Below are 19304 nucleotides of genomic sequence, written 5' to 3' on the forward strand. Positions count from 1 at the left end.
CAAAACAAAACCAAAGTCATCGGGCGCCTTCGGTTGAGTGCAGACCTCTCGGCATCTGCTTCACCGACATTTGCGAAAACGTTGATGAATGCGGCTGAAATGCTAGCGTAGACTGACCTGCCCGGGAATTTTCGGACCAGTTGAAACTTGAGAGAATGGCTTCCTGAACGGTGAAAGGAAGTCATGAAGAAGAGCCGCTTTACCGAAGAACAGATGGTCACGATCCTGCGCGAGGCGGACAAGTCGCCGGTCGCGGAGGTCGCGAAGAAGCACGGAATCAGCGAACAGACGATCTACAACTGGCGGCAGCATTTCGGCGGCCTGGAGGCCGCTGACGTGAAGAGGTTGAAGCAGCTTGAGCAGGAAAATGCCCGGCTGAAGAAGATGTTGGCGGAGCGGGATCTCGAGTTGGACGTGATGAAGGAGATCAACGCAAAAAAATGCGTAAGCGCGTCCGCCCGCCGCCAGCAAGTTGCCTACGCGAAAGTACGGGGCTTGTCGGAGCGGCGTGCGTGCGCGCTGATTTCGGTCGCGCGATCAGCGCTGCATTACGAGTCGAGGCTTGCGGCACGTGACGCGCCGGTGCTGGCGGCAATGAGCATCCTGTCGGCCCAATATCCGCGCTACGGCTACCGTCGAATTCAGATATTTCTGGAACGGCACCCTTGGTCCGCCAATTCTCTCCAGAGATCATCGGGAAGTTGCAGAACGCCGTCGCCGCTCCCATCAGGGGCATCCTGAATCTCAATGATCCAGCGCTTCGGGGTAGTCACTTCGTTTCTCCGCAAGATTTGTGGAACTGAGGGTGTTGACATCGCAGGGCAACTGAACCCCAGATACCAAGCGGGAAGCTCTGAACGCAATTGCATGCTACACCGGGTTCGACCTGCCGGCTGAGCGTCGACCTCGCCGCAAGTTCGTGCGGACGAGCTTCAGTCGCGAAGTGGCGGTTGCGTGCCTCCGCTGGGACGACACTGATGTGGCGTTGTCGATCGAACATTGTGTTAGCAGTCGTGGCAGACAAAAATTATCCGACTATTTCTTTTCGATCAATGCAGATCACTTCATTTGATCACGGAATGCAGTTTTTTATTCAAAGACAACTAATTGAGACCACGGACATCTTTTCTGAGAGACAACAACCACCCCTACCGTCGCCAGCCCTAGCCCCGCCCCGTACCGGCAATCGTCAAACCAACTGTACCGGTACTGTACAGAAAACCGTCGCTAAACTGACCTCCATCCCAGTCCAGAACCGAATGGAGAATCCGCGATGGAATTCCTCACCCTGAGCGCGCTGCCGGCCGGCATGCTGTTCGCGCTCGTCACGTCGATCACGCCCGGCCCCAATAACACGATGCTGCTCGCATCCGGCGTCAATTTCGGCTTCCGCCGCACGATGCCGCACCTGTTCGGCATCAGCATCGGCGTCGCGATCCTGATGCTCTGCGTCGGCTTCGGCCTCGGCGAAGCGTTCAAGCGCCTGCCGCTGCTGTACACGATCCTCGAAGCCGCAAGCGTCGCGTACCTGCTGTACCTCGCGTGGCGCATCGGCACATCGGGCGAAGTGAAGGCACACGGCGCCAAGCCGCGGCCGATGACGTTCATCGAAGCCGCCGCGTTCCAGTGGGTCAACCCGAAAGCCTGGATGATGGTGCTAACCGCCGCGACGACGGTCCGCCTGTCCGCCGACTACGGAATGAACGCCGCGTGGATGGCCGTCGTGTTCATCCTGATCGGCTTTCCGTGCATCTGCCTGTGGGCAGCGTTCGGCCTCGGCCTGCGCCGCTTCCTGTCGAACCAACGCGCGTTGCGCATCTTCAACGTGACGATGGCCGTACTGCTGATCCTGTCGCTGTACCCGCTCGTCGCGCACCTGCTGCCGCAGTGAGCGCTCACAGCGCGCCCGTTGAGATTCATGCGAGGCAGGCGTACCCTTTTGGTACGGGCGCGCGCAGCCGGTTCGCCGGTTGTGCCGCTGCTGCCGGGAGACAAGCCGATGAAGCCATTCCTGAGGACGGGCGAGCATATCGAGGGGATGCACTGGATCGCCGAGTATCACCCGCTCACGCACGACATCCTCGTGCTGCGCGACAACATCGAAGTCGGCACTTACTGCGCGCCGCCCACGCTGTTCGGCGACGAGGAAGAGATGGGCGCCGCGAACCTCGCCGATCATCGCAGCCGGGAGGCCGCGCTGCGCGCGTATCTGCGCAACTTCGTCAAGGAACACGACGCGGAAGAATAGCGGCGCGAAGGGCGCCGCTCACGGAGCGGCCGGTGCATCGCACCGGCCCGCGCTTCGCTCAATGCCCGAGCGACTCGATCTTGCCTGCCGGCTGCGCGACGCCATGCGGCCGCGCCATCTGCTTGATCAGCAGCGCGACGCACGCGAGCACGCCCGCGACGGCGATCGTCGCGAACACGCCCGCGAACGTGAAGTGCCGGCGCGTCAGTTCCGCGACGAGGAACGACCCCGCGATCCCGCCGAAGCGGCCGACGCCGAGCATCCACGCGACACCCGTGCCGCGCCCCTCGGTCGGATAGAACGCGGCGGCGAGCGCCGGCATCGAAGATTGCGCGGTGTTCATCAGCACGCCGGCCACGAATACGACCAGCACGAGCAGCCCGACGTTGCCGGCCGCCTGCCCGATCGCAACCACGCTGATCGCCGTCAGCGCGTAGCACACGGCGATCACGCGGTTCGCATTGAAACGGTCCATCAGCACGCCGCACAGCACGGCACCCACGCCGCCGAGCGGGAACAACGCCGAAATCAGCGTCGCGCTCTTCGGCGTCAGGCCGGCATCCTTCAGCAGGATCGGCATCCAGTTGATCGACGCGTAGAAGATCACGAGGCCCATGAAGTACGCGATCCACAGCATCACGGAGCCGACGATGTACGAGCGCGACAGCACGACGCCGAGCCCCTTGCTGCCCGTCTGCGGCGCGGCTTCGGTCATCGCGAACGCGCCGGCGTTCAGCGCGTCGCGCGAGATGCGCGCGAGCGTTGCGCGGATCTTGTCGACAGCCTGGCCGCTCGCGACCATGAAGCGCACCGATTCCGGCATCTTCAGCAGCAACAGCACGCCGAGCAGCAGCGGCGTCACGCCGCCGAGCATCAGCACGCTGCGCCAGCCGAAATGCGGAATCATCCACGCGGCCAGGAAACCGCCGAACGCGGCGCCAAGCGGGAAGCCGCAGAACATCAGGTTGATCACGGTCGCGCGGCGCTTGTCCGGGCAGAACTCGCCCATCATCGTGACCGCGTTCGGCATCGCCGCGCCAAGCCCGACACCGGTGACGAAACGCAGGATCGTCAGGTGTCCGATGGTCGTGGAGAATGCCGAAAAGAGACACGCGACCCCGAACAGGAATACCGAGCCGAGCAGCAGCGAGCGGCGCCCGAGCCGGTCGGACAGCGGGCCCGACACAAGTGCGCCGCACGCGAGGCCGAACAGCGCGGCGCTCAGCACGGGCGCGAGATCGGGCTTGGTCAGGTTCCATTCGCCGAGCAGCGACGGCGCAATGAAGCCGATCGCGGCCGTATCGAAGCCGTCGAGCAGCACGATCACGAAACACATGAGGAACACGAGCCACTGAAAGCCGCCGAACGGCTGCTCGTTGATGAAGGTCTGGACATCGACCACGGGTGCGCGATTCATCGCGAGTCTCCTGAATATATATATGAGCAATACGGCATGGCAGCCGCGCCCTTCCTTTGTTCGCCCACCGGCCATCCGGTGTGCCGCGCGCCGATGCTCTGCCGGCGCGTTCATCGATCCCGTCGTCGACGGCCCGCTTGCGACAGCAGGCCACGCGATCGGTTGCGGCCGCCCTCAGCCGGCCGCACCTGACCGGCCGTCCTAGGCCGCCCCGTCCTGTTCCTTGAAGATCTTGTCCGCGAGATGGAACGCGGAATTCGCAGCCGGCACGCCGCAATAGATCGCGGTCTGCAGCAGCACTTCCTTGATCTCGTCGCGCGTCACGCCGTTGTTGCGCGCGGCACGCAGATGCAGCGCCAGTTCCTCGCCACGGTTCAGCGCCACCATCATCGCGATGGTCAGCAGGCTGCGCGTATGGCGCGGCAGGCCGTCGCGCGTCCAGATCTCGCCCCATGCATAGCGCGTGATCAGGTTCTGGAATTCGTCGGTCACCTCGGTGCGGTTCTCGAGCGAACGGTCGACGTGCGCGTCGCCGAGCACCGCGCGACGCACCTTCATCCCGGCTTCGTAACGTTCCCGGTCGTCCATCGCCGGTGCCTCACGCGGTCAGGAAATCGAGCAGCGCGCGGTTGAAGCCGCCGGTGCACTCGATGTTCGAAATATGCGCGGCGTCGAATTCGACGTGGAGCGCACCGGGAATCGCCGCGGCAAGTGCACGACCCTGGTCGGGCGGCGTCGACATGTCTTTCGCGCCGGTCACGACGAGCACCGGCAGCGCGATGCCCTTCACCTCTTCGCGCAGGTCGGCCGCGTTCAGCGCGTCGCAGTTCGCCGCATAGCCGTCCTTGTCGGTATGCACGAAGGTGTCGCGGATCGCGTCGAACAGGCGCGGCTCGCGTTCGACGAACGCGTCGGTGAACCAGCGCGGCAGCACGGCGTCGGCGAGCGCGGCCATCCCTTCGGCGCGCGCCTTCTGCGCACGCGGCACCCACACTTCCGGCGAGCCGATCTTCGCGGCGGTGTTCGACAGCACCGCGCGAACGATGCGCGACGGGTAACGCGCGGCCAGCGCGGCGCCCGTCAGCCCGCCCATCGAGATCCCGCAGAAATGCGCGCGCGCGATGCCGACGTGGTCGAGCAGGCCGATCACGTCGCCGGCGAGCTGGTCGATCGTGTACGAACCGGCCGGCGCATCGGAATGGCCGTGGCCGCGCGTGTCGTAGCGCAGGATGTTGACGTGCTGCGTGAGCGGACGGATCTGCGGCGCCCACATCTGCAGGTCGGCGCCGAGCGAGTTCGAGAAGACGAGCCACGGCGCGTCGTCGCGCGCGGCACGGTCGATCCGGTAATGCAGTTTCACGCCGTTGACAGTGGCGAAAGGCATCAATGTTCTCCTGGTTGGGTCGTGCCCGCATGCAGCGCGAGCACGGCGTCGACATAGGCCTGCGCCTCGCCGACGTAATGTGCGGGATCGAGCAGCCGCGCGAGCGCGTCGCGCGACAGGTGGGCCGACACGGTCGCATCGGCGGCGAGCACGTCGAACAGCGTCGCGCCGGTGCGCACCGCTTCCTTCGATGCATGCTCAACGACGTGGTGCGCATCGAGCCGGCCGATCCGGTCGCCGAGCGCGAGCATCACGGCTTCGCCGAGAATCAGCCCGTGCGTCAGGTCGAGGTTCGCGGCAAGGCGTTCGGTGTTGACGTCGAGGCCCGCGACGATCTGCGCGATCTGCGCGAGCGCGCCGCCCGTCAGCCGCGCGAGGTCGGGCAGCGCATCCCATTCGGCCTGCCAGCCGCCGAGTGCGCGCTCGTGCTCCTGGACCATCCCCGCGAATACGGTCGCGACGAGGTTCGGCGCGCGGACGGCGGCGGTCAGCACGGCCGCGCAGCCGACCGGGTTGCGCTTGTGCGGCATCGTCGACGAGCCGCCCTTGCCGGCGGCGGCCGGCTCGCCGAGTTCGCCGATTTCGGTCTGCATCTGCAGCGACACGTCGCGTGCGATCTTGCCGAGCGTGCCCGTCAGCATGCCGAAGCAAGACGCGGCTTCCGCGATGCGGTCGCGCTGCGTATGCCACGGCACGGCCGGCGCCGCGAGCTGCAGCTCGGCCGCGAGCGCGGCTGTCACGCCACGCGCGTGCTCGCGCAGGCTCGCGAGCGTGCCGGCCGCGCCGCCGAACTGCAGCACCAGTGCGCGCTCGCGCAATTCGGCAAAGCGCGCGCGATGGCGCAGCAGCGCATCGAGCCATTGGGCGAATTTCAGGCCGAGCGTGATCGGCAGTGCCTGCTGCAGCCAGGTGCGGCCGATCATCGGCGTCGCGCGATGCGTGCGCGCGAGCGCCGCGAGCGATGCGCACGTTTCGTCGAGCAGCGGCTCGAGCACGTCGAGCGTGTCGCGCAGCTGCAGCACGGTAGCGGTATCGATGATGTCCTGGCTCGTCGCGCCCCAGTGCACGAACTTCGCGGCCTCGGGGTCGTCGGCCTTCACTTGTGCGGTGAGCTGCTTGACGAGCGGAATCGCGAGATTGCCGCCGAGCGCCGCGCCATGCGCGAGCGCGTCGGCGTCGAGCCGGCCGGCATCGCACGCACGTTCGATCGGCGCGACCGCGGCGGCGGGAATCACCTGCTGCGCGGCAAGCGCGCGAGCGAGCGCGGCCTCGACGTCGAGCATCCGCTGGATCGTCGCGCGCGGCGACCAGATCCGGTTGAGCGGCTCGGTGCCGCAGATGAGGGAGGTCAGGCGGGCGCTGTCTTCGAGCATGGCATCAGATTGGGGAAACGGCGTGCGCCTATTGTCCACCCAAGCGTGCCGGCGTGCGCTCGACCGCGCGCGCCGGCACGCTTCCGGTTCAGGCGGCGGCCTTTTGCGTCGCGTCGATCAGCGGCACGCCGGTCAGCTTCTGCAGCTCGTCGAACGACAGGTCGGTGAAGATCTCGCTCACCGCAAGGCCGTCGGCCGTCACTTCGAGCACGGCGAGATCCGTATAGATGCGGCTCACGCATTGCACGCCGGTGACCGGATACGAACACTGCGCGACGATCTTGCTTTCGCCCTGCTTCGTCAGGTGCTCCATCATCACGAACACCTGCTTCGCGCCGATCGCGAGATCCATCGCGCCGCCGACGGCCGGGATCGCATCGGGCGCGCCCGTATGCCAGTTCGCGAGGTCGCCGTTCGCGGACACCTGGAACGCGCCGAGCACGCAGTAGTCGAGGTGGCCGCCGCGCATCATCGCGAACGAATCCGAGTGGTGGAAATACGCGCCGCCCGTGAGCAGCGTCACGTGCTGCTTGCCGGCGTTGATCAGTTCGTCGTCTTCCTCGCCGGGCGCGGGCGCGGGGCCCATGCCGAGCAGGCCGTTCTCGCTGTGCAGGAAGATTTCCTTGCTCGGGTCGAGGTGGTTCGCCACCAGCGTCGGCACGCCGATGCCGAGGTTCACGTACGCGCCTTCGGGGATGTCCTGGGCGACGCGCTTGGCCATTTCATCGCGGGTCAGTCGTTTCATCTGGATATCTCCCTCAAGCGGCTTGCGATGCAGCGTGTTCGGCGGCCAGCTCGGCCGCATGAGCGGCCTGCGGCACCTCGACGATGCGCTGAACGAAAATGCCCGGCGTCACGATGTGTTCCGGGTTCAGCGCGCCGAGCGGCACGACTTCCGACACCTGCACGATCGCGACCTTCGCGGCGCTGGCCATGATCGGCCCGAAGTTGCGCGCGGTCTTGCGATACACGAGATTGCCCCAGCGATCGCCCTTGTACGCCTTCACGAACGCGAAATCGGCGTGGATCGGCGTTTCGAACACATACTGCTTGCCGTCGATCACGCGCGTTTCCTTGCCTTCCGCGAGCTTGGTGCCAAAGCCCGTCGGCGTGAAGAAGCCGCCGATGCCGGCGCCCGCCGCGCGGATGCGCTCCGCGAGGTTGCCCTGCGGCACGAGCTCCAGCTCGATCTCGCCTGCGCGGTACAGCCCGTCGAACACCTGCGAGTCGCTCTGGCGCGGGAACGAGCAGATGATCTTGCGCACCTGTTTCGCCTTGAGCAGCGCCGCCAGGCCCGTCTCGCCGTTGCCTGCGTTGTTGTTGACGATCGTCAGGTCGCGCGCGCCCTGCTCGATCAGCGCGTCGATCAGCTCGGACGGCATGCCGGCCGTGCCGAAGCCGCCGATCATGATTGTCGCGCCATCGTGGACGTCGGCAACCGCCGACTGAAGCGATTCGAAAATCTTGTTGACCATGTCTCTTCCTGATACGAACCCGCGGCACGATGCGCGGCCTGTCGAGGGGACACGCGCGTGCCGCGTGCCGCGCCGGGGCCGATCTCGAGCCCGGCATTTGTTCGCTATTCGAACCTAGATTCGATTAGCGAACGATGGGCCGATCATAGAGTCGTGCACAGCGCGTTGTCAAGGCGGGTTGCCTCGGGGGTCGCCGCATCGTCGAACGGCAGCCCGACGTAGTTTTCGGCCAGCGACTGCGCGGCGGCCCGCGAGCGCGTCACGTATTTCAGCTCGGCAAACTTCAGGCGATTGACGAACGGCGAATCCTCCGGCGACGAGTGCAGCATGTTCGTCATGAAGTACGAGAAGTGCTCGGCGCGCCACACGCGTTCGAGGCAGGTCGCCGAATACGTGTCGAGCAGCGTCGCATCGCCCGTCCGGTAGCGCGCACCGAGCGCGCGGGACAGCGCGCGGACGTCGGCCACCGCGAGGTTCATCCCCTTCGCGCCGGTCGGCGGCACGATGTGCGCGGCGTCGCCGGCGAGGAACAGCCGGCCGTGCTGCATCGTCTCCGACACGAAGCTGCGCATCGGCGTCACGCTCTTCTGCGTGATCCGGCCCTCGGTCGGCGTCCAGCCCGTGTCGTTCGAGAAGCGCGCATGCAGTTCGTCCCAGATCCGCGCGTCGGACCATTCGGCGAGGTCCTCGTCGGGCTTGCACTGCAGGTACAGGCGCGTGACGGTCGGCGAGCGCATCGAGAACAGCGCGAAGCCGTTGTCGTGATGCGCGTAGACGAGTTCGTCGAGCGACGGCGCCGCGTCGGCGAGGATGCCGAGCCACGCGAACGGGTAGACGCGCTCGAACGTGTTCAGCCGCTCGGCCGGGATCGTCTGGCGCGCGATGCCGTGGAAGCCGTCGCAGCCGGCGACGTAGTCGCAGTCGATGCGGTCCGCGCGGCCGTCCGCGTGCTTGAACGTAACGAACGGGTGCTCGCCTTCGACGTCGTGCAGCGCGACGTCGCTGACTTCGAAGTGCATCTGGTGGCCATGCTCGACGCCGGCCGCGATCAGGTCGCGCACGACTTCATGCTGGCTGTAGACGGTGATCGCGCGCCCGCCAGTGAGCGCGGACAGATCGATGCGGTGGCGCTGCCCGGAGAACAGCAGCTCGATGCCGTGGTGCTCGAGCCCTTCGCGGCGCATCCGGTCGCCGAGGCCGGCGTCGTTCAGCGTATCGACCGTGCCCTGCTCCAGCACGCCGGCGCGGATGCGGTTCTCGCAGTATTCGCGCGAACGCGCTTCGACGAGGATGGAATCGACGCCTTGCAGGCGCAGCAGATGGGAAAGCAGAAGGCCGGCCGGACCGGCGCCGATGATTACAACTTGAGTGCGCATTGTTTGTCTCCTGTCGACCGGAGTTAGCGCTTTAGCGCTTACTCCGGTCCCATGCTTTGCGGAACATTAATTCGAATCGTGGAAGACATTTGAGCGCTTTCCCGACTATGCGGCAACGCGATTCAGGAGATATGTTGTATACGTTTTGAAGATATTGGCCCGGTAATGGATACGCTCGATCTGAACCTCATTCCCTACCTCGTCGCGCTCGACGACACGCGCAACGTGAGCCGCGCCGGCGACCAGCTCGGCGTGAGCCAGCCGCGCGTGAGCACGGCGCTCGGCCGGCTGCGCGAGTACTTTGGCGATCCGCTGTTCGTGCGCACGTCGCGCGGGATGGAGCCGACGCCGCGCGCACTCGCGCTGCTGCCGGCCGCACGCGATGCGCTCGCGCAGATCGAACGCGGCCTCGTCGCGCCGCACGACTTCGACCCGGCCGCGAGCACGCATACGTTCTCGATCGCGCTGTCGGACGTCGGCGAGATCGTGTTCCTGCCGAAGCTGCTGCAGGCGTTCGCGACGCGCGCGCCGCACGCGAACCTGCGTTCGGTCTCGCTCGCGCACGACGAAGTCGGACGCGGGCTCGAAGCCGGCTCGATCGATCTCGCGGTCGGCTACTTCCCCGACCTCGACGGCAACAACTTCTTCCAGCAGCGCTTGTTCACGCACCGGTTCGTCTGCCTGATGCGACGCGGCCATCCGCTCGAACAAACGCCGCCGTTCACGGTCGAGCAGTTCCTCGCGTGCGGGCACGCGGTCGTGCGCGCGGAAGGGCGCAGCCAGGAAGTGCTCGAGAAGTACCTGGCGAAGCAGCGCATGCAGCGCCGCGCGGTGCTCGAGACGCCGCACTTCATGAGCCTGCCGTTCATCCTGAGCCGCACCGACCTGATCGCGACGGTGCCGCATGCGATCGGCTATGCGTATGCGGCCGAGCACGCGTTCATCGTGCCCGTCGAGCCGCCGCTCGCGCTGCCGCGCTTCGACCTGAAGCAGCACTGGCATCGCAAATACCACAACGATCCGCGCACCGCGTGGCTGCGCGGCGTGGTCGCGTCGCTGTTCAACGACGAGCAGGACGAATGGCCGAAGTGAGCGCCGGGCCGCACACACGACCCGCGAAAGCATGAAACAATGGCCGGATTCCGGCCGCCTCGGGCGGCCTTCGATGGAGCCACTACATGGGTAAAAAATCCGCGCGTTCCGAGCCGGCCGCATCCCGGCCGAGCCGCAAAGAAGCAGAAGACGCCGTCCGCGTGCTATTGCGCTGGGCCGGCGACGATCCCGCGCGCGAAGGCCTGGTCGACACGCCCGCGCGCGTCGTGCGCGCGTACGAACAGTTCTTCGCCGGCTATGCGGTGGAGCCGCGCGACATCCTCGCGCGCACGTTCAGCGAAGTCGACGGCTACGACGAGATGATCGTGCTGAAGGACATCCGCTTCGAGAGCTACTGCGAGCACCACATGGTGCCGATCATCGGCCGCGCGCATGTCGCATATCTGCCGAACCATCGCGTCGTCGGCATCTCGAAGCTCGCGCGCCTCGTCGACGCGTTCGCGAAGCGCCTGCAGATCCAGGAAAAGATGACCGTGCAGATCGCCGATACGCTGTTCGACGTGCTGCAGCCGAAGGGCGTCGGCGTGATCCTCGAAGCCGCGCACCAGTGCATCTCGACGCGCGGCGTGCACAAGCCGGGCGTCGAGATGGTCACGTCGCGCATGCTCGGCACGTTCCGCACCGATCCGTCGACGCGGCGCGAATTCCTGTCGATCGTCGCCAATCCTTCTTCAGTCAACCTGACGAATACGTGATGGAGTCGACGAAGCAAGCGGCGCACGCGCCCGTCGTGCTCGTGACCGGCGCCGCGCGCCGGGCCGGGCGTGCGTTCGCCGAGTATTTCGCCGCGCACGGCTATCGCACCGCGGTGCACTACGACCGTTCGGCCGATGCCGCACAGGCAGCGGCCCGCGCGATCGCGGAGCGCGGGCACGATTCGATTGCGCTGCAGGCCGACCTGTCGGATGCCGCGCAGATCACCGCGCTGATCGACCAGGTGTATGCGCGCTTCGGGCGCCTCGACGTGCTCGTCAATAACGCGTCGGTGTTCTGGCAGGACCATTTCCCGAGCTTCGATCTCGCGGCGTTCGACCAGGCGTGGGCCGTCAACTGCCGCGCGCCGATCCTGCTCACGCGCGCGTTCTACGAACGGGCCCGCGCAGCCGGCACGCAGGGTGTCGTCGTGAATGTGGTCGACCAGAAGATCAAGGAAAACTTTCACCGCGACCATTTCAGCTATACGGTCGCGAAGGCCGCGCTCGGCAATCTCACGCAGATGCTCGCGCTGTCGTCCGCGCCGGTGCTGCGCGTGAACGCGGTGTTCCCGGGGCTGATGCTGCCGAGCGACGACCAGACGCAGGCCGACTTCGAACATGCGAGCCGCGCATCGACGCCGCTCGCGCGCATCGCGGGCCCCGACGACGTCGCGAGCGCGATCCTGCTGCTGACGGGCAACGCGTACAACGGCGTGGATTTCGTCGTCGATGCGGGCCAGAACCTGATCCGCGTCGACCAGGACGTGCTGTACAAGCACCGCTCGCCCGCCGGCAAGCACTGACGCACCCGCGGCGGCGGCCGCGCGCCGCGTTACGGCTTGTCGGCGCTGCCGCCTTCGCGGGCCTTGCTCTGCGCGACGCTCGTGCCGGGCGGCACGCTGTGCGTAAGCCATACGTTGCCGCCGATCACCGAGCCGCGCCCGATCGTCACGCGGCCGAGAATCGTCGCACCCGCGTAAATCACCACATCGTCCTCGACGATCGGGTGCCGTGCGTTGCCCTTGACCAGCGCACCTTCGCCATCGGCCGGGAAACTCTTCGCGCCGAGCGTGACGGCCTGGTACAGGCGCACGCGCTCGCCGATGATCGCCGTCTCGCCGATCACGACACCGGTGCCGTGGTCGATGAAGAAGCTCGGGCCGATCCGTGCGCCGGGGTGGATGTCGATGCCGGTGGCCGAGTGCGCGATTTCATTGATGAAACGTGCGAGCAGCGGCACGCCGAGCTGGTGCAGCGCGTGTGCGAGCCGATGGTGCATCATCGCCAGCACGCCGGGATAGCACAGCAGGATTTCGGTGATGTGCTGCGCGGCCGGATCGCCCGCGTACGCGGCCTGGATGTCGCTGACGAGCAGCGCGCGGACCGCCGGCAACTGCCGGCCGAATTCGCGCGCGATCTCGAACGCGCGCTCGTCGAGCTCGGCGAACGGCGTGTCCGCATATTCGGGCAGGAACGGCAGCGCGCGGCGAATCTGTTCGGACAGGATGCGCAGCGTGCTTTCGAGCGTGTGGCCGACGTAGTAGTCGACGCTTTCGTCGGTGAGATCCGGCGCGCCGTAATGCGTCGGAAACATCGACGCACGCAGGCCGGTCACAATCTTGCAGATCGCATCGCGGGACGGCAGTTCGCGGATGCCGCGCGGATGGCGCGTGCGATGGAGTTCCTCGCGCGACTCGCGCAAGCCGGTGACGATTTCTTCGAGGCCCCACTGACGGGCGGGTGATGTCGACATAGGCCAATGCAGGCGGCCGCGCTCGGTCGCACGGCCGCTAATAAAGTGACGGGTTCCACAAGATTACCGCGTTTTTGTCCGGGCGCGGCGCACCGGGGATCGGCCGGACGGCCGACGCGCGGCGGCGTCACATCGTGATGCTGCTCGCGTCGATCCAGCGCACGGCCCAGTCGCGCGCGTGCGCGATCGCGTCGCCTTCGTCGTTGAACTGGAGCTCGATCGGAAAAAACCGGTTCGCAACGAGTTCCCCGTCGCTCGATCGGGAGATCACGACATAGGGCTTGAACGAACCGTCACTGGCGCGCGCGGGCGCGCAGTTCAACAGATAACCGCGGTGCGTGAAGGCAGTAGTCGCTTGCATGAATCCGCCACCTCTAGTCCCTTGCTTTGTTGTTCGCTACCCGTCTTTAAGGGTGCTGCGGCGCCCCGGCGCGGGCAGAGGCGGCGCGGCCAAATCCCCTGTCGCCGCTTCGCAGGAAAAGAATCATACTCTGTAGAAAACGCGTCTTCTAGCTGAAATAAATCATGACAAATCAGTGCGCGTCGCGCGACCGCGGCGATCGTCCGCGCGCCTTTTTCCCGTCGTGCCCGGAACGGGATTTGCTTCGATCCGGACCGCTTCGCCGTCAGGAGAGCCGCGATGGAATCATCCGGTCGAACAGGTCGTTTGCATCCGCACAGCGTCGAGCTCGACAACGACGAAACCCATGACAGCACCGTCGACACCGACGGCAAGAACCGCGAGGCGTGGCTTATCGCCGGCGGCGGGCCGATCTCGCCCGACCAGATCACGGGCAGCAACGCGTCGCTCGTCAACGCGATGCCCGAAGCCGGCGACGGCATCGCCGGTTTCGACAGCCGCCCTGGCGGCAACCATCCGGCGTTCGCACTGCGCGCGGGCTACGTGGTGATCGAGAAAGGCTTCGCCGCGCCGTCGCCCGCGAGCGACGCGCAGTTCGGTCCCGTCCACCGGATGTACGGCAGCGCGTTCTGGCCCGGCCACGGACGGCGGCCGGAGCGCGTGATCGAGCTGACGGCCGTGCCGAGGTAACCGGCGCGGCGATTGAATCGATCGTTCGTTTGCAGACCGGCATCGGTCGACGACCGATGCCGGCGGATCGGCGCACGCGACGGGTGCTCAGGCGAACGATTCCGCGCATCGGCATCGGCGGTTTCATGCATGCCGCGAATCGCACCGACGCACCTGCGTTGATCGAAGTCATGTCGAAACGGCGCGGTTGCGATTGAATGACGATGCGTGCGATTCATCGGCGTGGCTGTCGCACTGTGTCGGTGCGGCATGCGCGCGCCGCGATGCGTATGCCCATGCAACGCACGATTCCGGTGCCCGCGCATTCGTTCCCGGCGACGAGGTGGTCTTCACCCGTCATCGCCATGCGATCGACTGTCGCGAACCGCCAGGACGACGGATGCGACCTTGCCACGCGACACGCGTCGCGCGGTGCGGCATGCGCCGCGCGCATGGCCGTGCGCTGAAGCGACAGAAGGGTCGCGGCCGCGCGGGTCGACGGGCACCGCACTGCAAAGTCCCCGCCATTGGTTTACTCTGCCTCGCAGCATTGCCCAGCCTGATCGGCCATCCGGCCGACTTCGTTTCAACCCGCCACTCGGAGACACTATGTACAAGCGTATTCTGGTTGCCGTCGACGGCAGCGACACGTCCCGCCATGCGTTCGACGCGGCGCTGGCGCTCGCGAAAGCGCACGGCGCCGAGCTGCAACCGCTCTACGTCGTCGAGAACGCCGCGATCTACTACAACGTGCCGGGCTACGATCCGTCCGTGCTGCGCAATCAGCTCGTCGCGCAAGGCAACGAACTCGCGCAGGATTTCACGAAGCTGATGCAGGCAGCGGGCGTGAAAGGCGAGACGCGGCTGACCGAAGCGACGTCGCTCATCGATGTGTCGTCGCTGATCCTCGAAGGCGCGACCGCATTCGGCGCCGATCTGCTCGTGCTCGGCACGCACGGCCGCCGCGGGTTCCGCCGCCTCGTACTCGGCAGCATCGCCGAACAATGCGTGCGGCACGCGACGCTGCCCGTGCTGCTGATTCCAGCCGCCGCCAACGTGGACGAACAAGCCGCCTGAACGGAGTCCGGCATGCGCGGCCGGTCGCGACGTTTTGTCACCCGACAGCGGCAACTTGCGGTGGGACAATGATTCCGTCGATTCAACGCCGGAGTAAACGATCATGCTGACGCCCGTCGCCACACGTCCCGCCGCCACGCCTCATGCCGGTAGCTGGGCTCCTCGCCAGGCCGCGCACTGCTCGTCGTGCGCAATGCGGCACCTGTGCATGCCGCAGGGCCTGGCGCCCGAAGCGCTCAGTCGCCTCGAGTCGGTCATCTGCGCGGCTCGCCCCGTCAAGCGCGGCGAAGCGCTGTTCCGCGAAGGGGACGCATTCGACAACCTGTACGCGGTGCGCTCGGGTTCGCTGAAAACCGTCGCCACGCGCCATGACGGCCGCGAACAGGTCACGGGCCTGCATCTCGCGGGCGAAGCGCTCGGCCTCGACGGCATCTGCGACGACACGCATCCGCGCACCGCGGTCGCGCTCGAAGACAGCTCCGTCTGCGTGATTCCGTACAGCGCGCTCAAGACGCTGTGCTCGGAAGCCGGTTCGATGCAATTGCGCATGCACAAGCTGATGAGCGAACAGATCGTGCGCGAAACGTCGCAAACGATGCTGCTCGGCTCGCTGAACGCCGAAGAACGGGTCGCCGCTTTCCTGCTCGACGTATCGTCGCGTTACCTGAAGCGCGGTTACTCGCCGTCGGAATTCAACCTGCGGATGACACGCGAAGACATCGGCAGCTACCTCGGCATGACGCTCGAAACGGTCAGCCGCACGCTGTCCAAATTCCAGAAGCGCGGCCTGATCGAAATGCAGGGCCGCCACGTGCAGATCGTCGACTTCGACGGCCTGCATCACGTCTGATCCCGCACGGCGCGCGCATCTCGCGCGCCGCCCGCGTGACGTTACCGATCAGTCGAGAAACAGCGCGGCGCGCGCCTTCAGCGCCGCGCTGAAATCGTCGAGCCAGCCGATCGACAGGCGCCAGCTCTGCCAGTAAAGATCGATATCGACGGTTCGCCCGCGCGACATGTCGACCAGCTCACCCGCCGCCAGCTGGCGGTCGACCATCCGGTCCGGGCACATCCCCCATCCCAGCCCCGTTTCGCATGCGCGCAAATAGCCCGCGACGTGCGGTATCCAGTGCTGCGGCGGATCGAGATCCGCGCGCGTCACGCGCCGGATGAAACGCGCCTGCAGCCCGTCCTTCGGATTGAACATCACGCACGGCGCGCGACGCAGCGCATCGCGGGTAATGCCCGCGCCGAAGTAGCGTTCGTAAAACGCCGGCGAGCACACCGCGCGATAACGGATGCGCCCGAGCCGCGTCGAGCGGCATCCCTGGATCGGCTCGGCCTGCGCGGTCACCGCGCCCTGCACGCTGCCGTCGCGAATGCGCGCCGCCGTGTAGTCCTGGTCGTCGATCACGAGGTCAAGCAGCATCTCGCGCTCCGTGCAGAAGGGCCCCACCGCGTCGATGAACCACGTCGCGACGCTGTCGTCGTTGACGGCCACGCGCAACATCGGCCATGCGCTCGCGATCTGGCCCGGCAGCGCCGGCATCCGGCCGCCCAGCTCGGCCTCGAGCAGTTGCACGCGCTCGGTATGCCGGCACAGCAGCGCGCCCGACGTCGTCGCGACGCACGGCTGCCCGCGCTTGACGAGCACGCTGCCGACGCGTTCCTCCAGCAGCTTCACGCGCTGCGACACGGCCGACGGCGTGACGTTCAGCTCCTTGGCCGCGCGCTCGAACGAGCCGTACCGGATCACCGCCGAGAGCGCATCGAGCAGGGCGTAGTCGAGCATTAGATTTCCTTAATCCGCATTAGGTGAATTAGCTTCTCTTATTCTCATGCTGGCCGCAGACTAGCGCTACCCGATTCATCCGTCTACTGCTTCTACTGCTGTCACCCATCATGAACTGGCTCACTTTCTCCCACGGCGCTGCACTGTGCGCGTCGCTCATCGTCACCATCGGCGCGCAAAACGCGTTCGTGCTCCGGCAAGGCATCATGCGCGCGCATGTCGGCAAGATCGTGCTGCTGTGCGCGCTGTCCGACATGATCCTGATCGGCGCGGGTGTCGGCGGCGCATCGGTGCTCGTCGAGCGTTATCCGACTTTCGTCCATGCGGTGCTGTACGTCGGCCTCGCGTATCTCGCGTGGTTCGGCATCAATGCGCTGCGCCGCGCGTTCAAGCCGGGCCACGCAACGCTCGACGTGCGCGGCGACGCGGTCGCACCGCCGCCGCAGAGCGGGATGGCGGTCGTGCTGATGACGCTCGCGTTCACGTGGCTCAACCCCCACGTGTATCTCGACACGTTCCTGCTGATCGGCACGGCCGGCGCGCGCGAGCCGGAAGGCGCGCGGCTCGCGTTCGCGATCGGCGCGATGACGGTCAGCGTCGTGTGGTTCCTCGGGCTCGGCTACGGTGCGCGACTGCTCGCGCCGTGGTTCCGCAAGGCCATCGCGTGGCGCGTGCTGGACGGCGCGATCGGCAGCATGGTGCTGTTTCTCGCGGCGGTGCAGCTGCGGTGAGATTGGGAGCGTCGCGGCAGATCCGGTCTGCCGCGACGTCAGGTCGTCCGCTCGCGGTTGCGAACGGTGTCGCGTGCGGCGTCAGGCGGTCGACGTCGCATCGGGCGGCGCATCGCCGCCGGTCATCGCGGGCTGGTTGCTGGCAAGCTGAGGCTCGTCGGCCGCCATCGGGTCTTTCTGCCTGGCCGGATCCGCCACGGCCACTTGCGTGGCGGCCTGTACGGCCTTGTCGCCTTCGTAGCGCCAGTACAGAAACTTCTTGCCGCGCTTACCCATGAAGTACTGGCGGTTGACCGACCAACGGCTCGATTCGGCGAAGCCGACGTGACCGTCTTCCATCTGCTTCTTGAAGCCGGCAATCGAATCGTGCACGTAGCGGTCGAAGAACTGGTCGAACGTCGCCCGTGCCGCCGGATCGATGCCGCCCAGCCAGTTGCCCTTGACCCGCGTGGCCGCATCGATGGCCTTGTGCTGCTCCGAAACGTAGCTCGTCACGTAGCCGCCGTTGTCCTCACGGATGCTTTCGGCATCGTCGTTCCATTCGCTGTCGGTAATGGCCATGTAGGAATTCACGCCGCCCGGCGGCTTCAGCCGACCGTCCTGCAGGCGCCGGCTGCGGCTGGCGCGCCACTGGTAATAGCGGTTCATGTGCCAGATGACCTGCGGCTCGAGCCGGTCGCCGTTCGGCGCCACGCCCGCGCGCTTCTCGTTGCCCTGACCCATGTAAAGGTTCCAGGCTGCCTCCAGGTCCTTGGAAATCTCGAACAGTTGTCCGGCGTTCGCCATCACCTCTTGCGGCGAACGGAACGGTACGCCGGCCTTCCATGCCTCGATATAGAGGTTGTTCAGCGCGACGTTGGCCAGCTCGTTGGTGCGCCCTTCCTGGTAGTTGCGCTCGTAACCGCCGCCCACGTCCGAGTGCATGCCCGGGTAGTACACCTCGCGGCAGTTCCCCGGAACCATCTGGTCCTCCCGCACCGAGTCGCCGGGGAATTTCTCCCGGACTTCCTGCGAAGCCACATAGTGAACGCACTGCCGAACGTAGCCCGGAATGCGGATATCGTTCGCCCACTCTGCGTGACCACCTTTGTCAATATGCCGCAACACGCCACCGGCGATCGTCCCCAGAACCGGCCCGAGGACAGGCTGAACAAGGATAGGTGCCTTCGTCTCAAGGCGGCTGCCACCGAAGCCCGTCGACGAAACCGTATCCAGAATTCCCAGGAAATAGACAACCACTTCGGGGCGGAGCCCCTTCATGTTCTTCTTGTTCCACCAGAGCCGCCCACCGATATTCTCGGTGAGCTGCTCGGTCAGCATGCGGACGAAAGCTCGCGCTTCGGTCGCGCCGCGCGAGAAGCCGAATACGGCCACGTTGATCTGGCTCACGGCCGGCATGTATCTGGTCACGTGCCGGTCGAGTTCGTTGAGCATCCAGCGGATGCGCAGCTCGCCTTTACTCGCAGCTGCCATACCGAGCGCGTTGTCGAGACCTTTACCCGTGTCTCCCACCTTGCTGCACGGTGTGCCAACGCCCTCTACATAGTTGCGGACAGTACGAGGGAACACGTCGTCTTCCGCATGCGCAAATTGCCAGAGCTTGGCGATGTTGCTGTACTTGGTCCGGTTGACGTCCGTCGAACCGCCGCCATCGACGCCATAGTTGTTACCCGTTCCATCGAAAAACGCCGTGAACCAGACCGGTTTCGGACACTCCTTGCACTGCTCGATCAGCATCGGGTCGAGCGCCTCCCGGTGGGCGCTTCGAATGGCGTCCTCGACAGGTGTGATATCGGTGATGCGTCGGATGATGGGGGGATTGCTCATGGCAGTTATGCTC

At 66.0% G+C, this 19304-nt stretch carries 21 protein-coding genes and 1 pseudogene; 11 read left to right on the top strand and 11 right to left on the bottom strand.

Annotation, left to right across the window (positions count from 1 at the left end):
• Nucleotides 1–183: 183 nt before the first annotated feature.
• The 3 genes and pseudogenes from JYG32_RS27685 to JYG32_RS27695 all read left to right on the top strand — a co-directional run.
• Nucleotides 184–738, top strand: a pseudogene (locus tag JYG32_RS27685) (transposase); the annotation flags it as partial.
• A gap of 535 nt (nucleotides 739–1273) precedes the next feature.
• Entirely contained in the window at nucleotides 1274–1891 is a 618-nt protein-coding gene (locus JYG32_RS27690) for a LysE family translocator (protein WP_213265731.1), read from the top strand.
• A 108-nt stretch (nucleotides 1892–1999) separates the two neighbouring features.
• Nucleotides 2000–2248: a hypothetical protein gene (locus JYG32_RS27695; protein ID WP_047903701.1), complete on the top strand. Its 249-nt coding sequence runs from the start codon at nucleotides 2000–2002 to the stop codon at nucleotides 2246–2248.
• 58 nt (nucleotides 2249–2306) lie between these two features.
• Here JYG32_RS27695 and JYG32_RS27700 read toward each other — a convergent pair whose 3' ends face one another.
• The 7 genes from JYG32_RS27700 to JYG32_RS27730 form a co-directional block, all read right to left on the bottom strand.
• On the bottom strand, nucleotides 2307–3665 hold the full coding sequence (locus JYG32_RS27700; protein WP_174379291.1) for an MFS transporter: 1359 nt from the start codon (nucleotides 3663–3665) through the stop codon (nucleotides 2307–2309).
• 201 nt (nucleotides 3666–3866) lie between these two features.
• Nucleotides 3867–4253, bottom strand: a complete 387-nt coding sequence (gene pcaC / locus JYG32_RS27705; protein WP_213265732.1) for a 4-carboxymuconolactone decarboxylase — start codon at nucleotides 4251–4253, stop codon at nucleotides 3867–3869.
• Nucleotides 4254–4263: 10 nt separating this feature from the next.
• Nucleotides 4264–5049, bottom strand: a complete 786-nt coding sequence (pcaD, locus tag JYG32_RS27710; protein WP_213265733.1) for a 3-oxoadipate enol-lactonase — start codon at nucleotides 5047–5049, stop codon at nucleotides 4264–4266.
• A complete protein-coding gene (locus tag JYG32_RS27715; protein ID WP_213265734.1) occupies nucleotides 5049–6422 on the bottom strand; it encodes a 3-carboxy-cis,cis-muconate cycloisomerase in 1374 nt (457 codons plus the stop codon). The genes pcaD and JYG32_RS27715 overlap by 1 nt, the downstream gene beginning before the upstream one ends.
• 88 nt (nucleotides 6423–6510) lie before the next feature.
• Nucleotides 6511–7167, bottom strand: a complete 657-nt coding sequence (locus tag JYG32_RS27720) for a CoA transferase subunit B (protein WP_213265735.1) — start codon at nucleotides 7165–7167, stop codon at nucleotides 6511–6513.
• Between the two features lie 13 nt (nucleotides 7168–7180).
• Nucleotides 7181–7897, bottom strand: coding sequence for a 3-oxoacid CoA-transferase subunit A (locus tag JYG32_RS27725; RefSeq protein WP_047902047.1), 717 nt, complete (start codon nucleotides 7895–7897; stop codon nucleotides 7181–7183).
• Between the two features lie 143 nt (nucleotides 7898–8040).
• Nucleotides 8041–9273 (bottom strand): 4-hydroxybenzoate 3-monooxygenase, encoded by a 1233-nt coding sequence (locus JYG32_RS27730; RefSeq protein WP_213265736.1) that lies wholly within the window; start codon nucleotides 9271–9273, stop codon nucleotides 8041–8043.
• Nucleotides 9274–9438: 165 nt separating this feature from the next.
• Here JYG32_RS27730 and JYG32_RS27735 point away from each other — a divergent pair, with 165 nt between their 5' ends.
• The 3 genes from JYG32_RS27735 (at nucleotide 9439) to JYG32_RS27745 (ending at nucleotide 11884) form a co-directional block, all read left to right on the top strand.
• The gene (locus tag JYG32_RS27735) at nucleotides 9439–10365 is read left to right on the top strand and encodes a LysR family transcriptional regulator (RefSeq protein ID WP_174379286.1); all 927 of its coding nucleotides are present in this window, start codon (nucleotides 9439–9441) and stop codon (nucleotides 10363–10365) included.
• A gap of 86 nt (nucleotides 10366–10451) precedes the next feature.
• Nucleotides 10452–11081, top strand: coding sequence for a GTP cyclohydrolase I FolE (gene folE, locus JYG32_RS27740; RefSeq protein ID WP_174379285.1), 630 nt, complete (start codon nucleotides 10452–10454; stop codon nucleotides 11079–11081).
• The gene (locus JYG32_RS27745) at nucleotides 11081–11884 is read left to right on the top strand and encodes an SDR family oxidoreductase (RefSeq protein WP_213265737.1); all 804 of its coding nucleotides are present in this window, start codon (nucleotides 11081–11083) and stop codon (nucleotides 11882–11884) included. The genes folE and JYG32_RS27745 overlap by 1 nt, the downstream gene beginning before the upstream one ends.
• 29 nt (nucleotides 11885–11913) lie before the next feature.
• On the opposite strand, the gene epsC is transcribed toward JYG32_RS27745, so the two are convergent.
• Both epsC and JYG32_RS27755 read right to left on the bottom strand, forming a co-directional pair.
• On the bottom strand, nucleotides 11914–12834 hold the full coding sequence (gene epsC, locus JYG32_RS27750; protein WP_174379283.1) for a serine O-acetyltransferase EpsC: 921 nt from the start codon (nucleotides 12832–12834) through the stop codon (nucleotides 11914–11916).
• Between the two features lie 127 nt (nucleotides 12835–12961).
• Complete coding sequence (locus JYG32_RS27755; RefSeq protein ID WP_059238184.1) at nucleotides 12962–13195, bottom strand: hypothetical protein; 234 nt, start codon at nucleotides 13193–13195, stop codon at nucleotides 12962–12964.
• 279 nt (nucleotides 13196–13474) lie between these two features.
• On the opposite strand from JYG32_RS27755, the gene JYG32_RS27760 reads away from it, so the two are divergent.
• The 4 genes from JYG32_RS27760 to fnr all read left to right on the top strand — a co-directional run bounded on the left by JYG32_RS27760 (nucleotide 13475) and on the right by fnr (nucleotide 15791).
• On the top strand, nucleotides 13475–13885 hold the full coding sequence (locus JYG32_RS27760) for a DUF3005 domain-containing protein (protein ID WP_174379282.1): 411 nt from the start codon (nucleotides 13475–13477) through the stop codon (nucleotides 13883–13885).
• A gap of 29 nt (nucleotides 13886–13914) precedes the next feature.
• Nucleotides 13915–14082 (top strand): hypothetical protein, encoded by a 168-nt coding sequence (locus JYG32_RS27765; RefSeq protein ID WP_174379281.1) that lies wholly within the window; start codon nucleotides 13915–13917, stop codon nucleotides 14080–14082.
• A gap of 391 nt (nucleotides 14083–14473) precedes the next feature.
• Nucleotides 14474–14941 carry a universal stress protein gene (locus JYG32_RS27770; RefSeq protein WP_174379280.1) on the top strand — a complete coding sequence of 156 codons (468 nt, stop codon included), beginning with the start codon at nucleotides 14474–14476 and terminating at the stop codon, nucleotides 14939–14941.
• Nucleotides 14942–15044: 103 nt separating this feature from the next.
• Nucleotides 15045–15791, top strand: a complete 747-nt coding sequence (gene fnr / locus JYG32_RS27775; protein WP_085038217.1) for a fumarate/nitrate reduction transcriptional regulator Fnr — start codon at nucleotides 15045–15047, stop codon at nucleotides 15789–15791.
• A gap of 48 nt (nucleotides 15792–15839) precedes the next feature.
• On the opposite strand, the gene JYG32_RS27780 is transcribed toward fnr, so the two are convergent.
• The gene (locus JYG32_RS27780; protein ID WP_174379279.1) at nucleotides 15840–16733 is read right to left on the bottom strand and encodes a LysR family transcriptional regulator ArgP; all 894 of its coding nucleotides are present in this window, start codon (nucleotides 16731–16733) and stop codon (nucleotides 15840–15842) included.
• Nucleotides 16734–16843: 110 nt separating this feature from the next.
• On the opposite strand from JYG32_RS27780, the gene JYG32_RS27785 reads away from it, so the two are divergent.
• A complete protein-coding gene (locus JYG32_RS27785; RefSeq protein ID WP_213265738.1) occupies nucleotides 16844–17464 on the top strand; it encodes a LysE/ArgO family amino acid transporter in 621 nt (206 codons plus the stop codon).
• 81 nt (nucleotides 17465–17545) lie between these two features.
• Here JYG32_RS27785 and JYG32_RS27790 read toward each other — a convergent pair whose 3' ends face one another.
• Complete coding sequence (locus tag JYG32_RS27790; RefSeq protein WP_213265739.1) at nucleotides 17546–19291, bottom strand: T6SS phospholipase effector Tle1-like catalytic domain-containing protein; 1746 nt, start codon at nucleotides 19289–19291, stop codon at nucleotides 17546–17548.
• Nucleotides 19292–19304 lie beyond the last annotated feature (13 nt).

This window comes from Burkholderia pyrrocinia, assembly GCF_018417535.1.
Taxonomy (GTDB): Bacteria; Pseudomonadota; Gammaproteobacteria; order Burkholderiales; family Burkholderiaceae; genus Burkholderia; species Burkholderia pyrrocinia_E.

Coding starts and splice junctions, on each gene's coding strand:
- JYG32_RS27715 (WP_213265734.1), bottom strand. CDS start 6,422: ATGCTCGAAGACAGCGCCCGCCTGACCTCCCTCATCTGCGGCACCGAG.
- pcaD (WP_213265733.1), bottom strand. CDS start 5,049: ATGCCTTTCGCCACTGTCAACGGCGTGAAACTGCATTACCGGATCGAC.
- JYG32_RS27695 (WP_047903701.1), top strand. CDS start 2,000: ATGAAGCCATTCCTGAGGACGGGCGAGCATATCGAGGGGATGCACTGG.
- JYG32_RS27745 (WP_213265737.1), top strand. CDS start 11,081: ATGGAGTCGACGAAGCAAGCGGCGCACGCGCCCGTCGTGCTCGTGACC.
- pcaC (WP_213265732.1), bottom strand. CDS start 4,253: ATGGACGACCGGGAACGTTACGAAGCCGGGATGAAGGTGCGTCGCGCG.
- JYG32_RS27770 (WP_174379280.1), top strand. CDS start 14,474: ATGTACAAGCGTATTCTGGTTGCCGTCGACGGCAGCGACACGTCCCGC.
- JYG32_RS27780 (WP_174379279.1), bottom strand. CDS start 16,733: ATGCTCGACTACGCCCTGCTCGATGCGCTCTCGGCGGTGATCCGGTAC.
- JYG32_RS27755 (WP_059238184.1), bottom strand. CDS start 13,195: ATGCAAGCGACTACTGCCTTCACGCACCGCGGTTATCTGTTGAACTGC.
- JYG32_RS27785 (WP_213265738.1), top strand. CDS start 16,844: ATGAACTGGCTCACTTTCTCCCACGGCGCTGCACTGTGCGCGTCGCTC.
- JYG32_RS27735 (WP_174379286.1), top strand. CDS start 9,439: ATGGATACGCTCGATCTGAACCTCATTCCCTACCTCGTCGCGCTCGAC.
- JYG32_RS27790 (WP_213265739.1), bottom strand. CDS start 19,291: ATGAGCAATCCCCCCATCATCCGACGCATCACCGATATCACACCTGTC.
- fnr (WP_085038217.1), top strand. CDS start 15,045: ATGCTGACGCCCGTCGCCACACGTCCCGCCGCCACGCCTCATGCCGGT.
- JYG32_RS27730 (WP_213265736.1), bottom strand. CDS start 9,273: ATGCGCACTCAAGTTGTAATCATCGGCGCCGGTCCGGCCGGCCTTCTG.
- JYG32_RS27720 (WP_213265735.1), bottom strand. CDS start 7,167: ATGAAACGACTGACCCGCGATGAAATGGCCAAGCGCGTCGCCCAGGAC.
- epsC (WP_174379283.1), bottom strand. CDS start 12,834: ATGTCGACATCACCCGCCCGTCAGTGGGGCCTCGAAGAAATCGTCACC.
- JYG32_RS27690 (WP_213265731.1), top strand. CDS start 1,274: ATGGAATTCCTCACCCTGAGCGCGCTGCCGGCCGGCATGCTGTTCGCG.
- folE (WP_174379285.1), top strand. CDS start 10,452: ATGGGTAAAAAATCCGCGCGTTCCGAGCCGGCCGCATCCCGGCCGAGC.
- JYG32_RS27700 (WP_174379291.1), bottom strand. CDS start 3,665: ATGAATCGCGCACCCGTGGTCGATGTCCAGACCTTCATCAACGAGCAG.
- JYG32_RS27760 (WP_174379282.1), top strand. CDS start 13,475: ATGGAATCATCCGGTCGAACAGGTCGTTTGCATCCGCACAGCGTCGAG.
- JYG32_RS27725 (WP_047902047.1), bottom strand. CDS start 7,897: ATGGTCAACAAGATTTTCGAATCGCTTCAGTCGGCGGTTGCCGACGTC.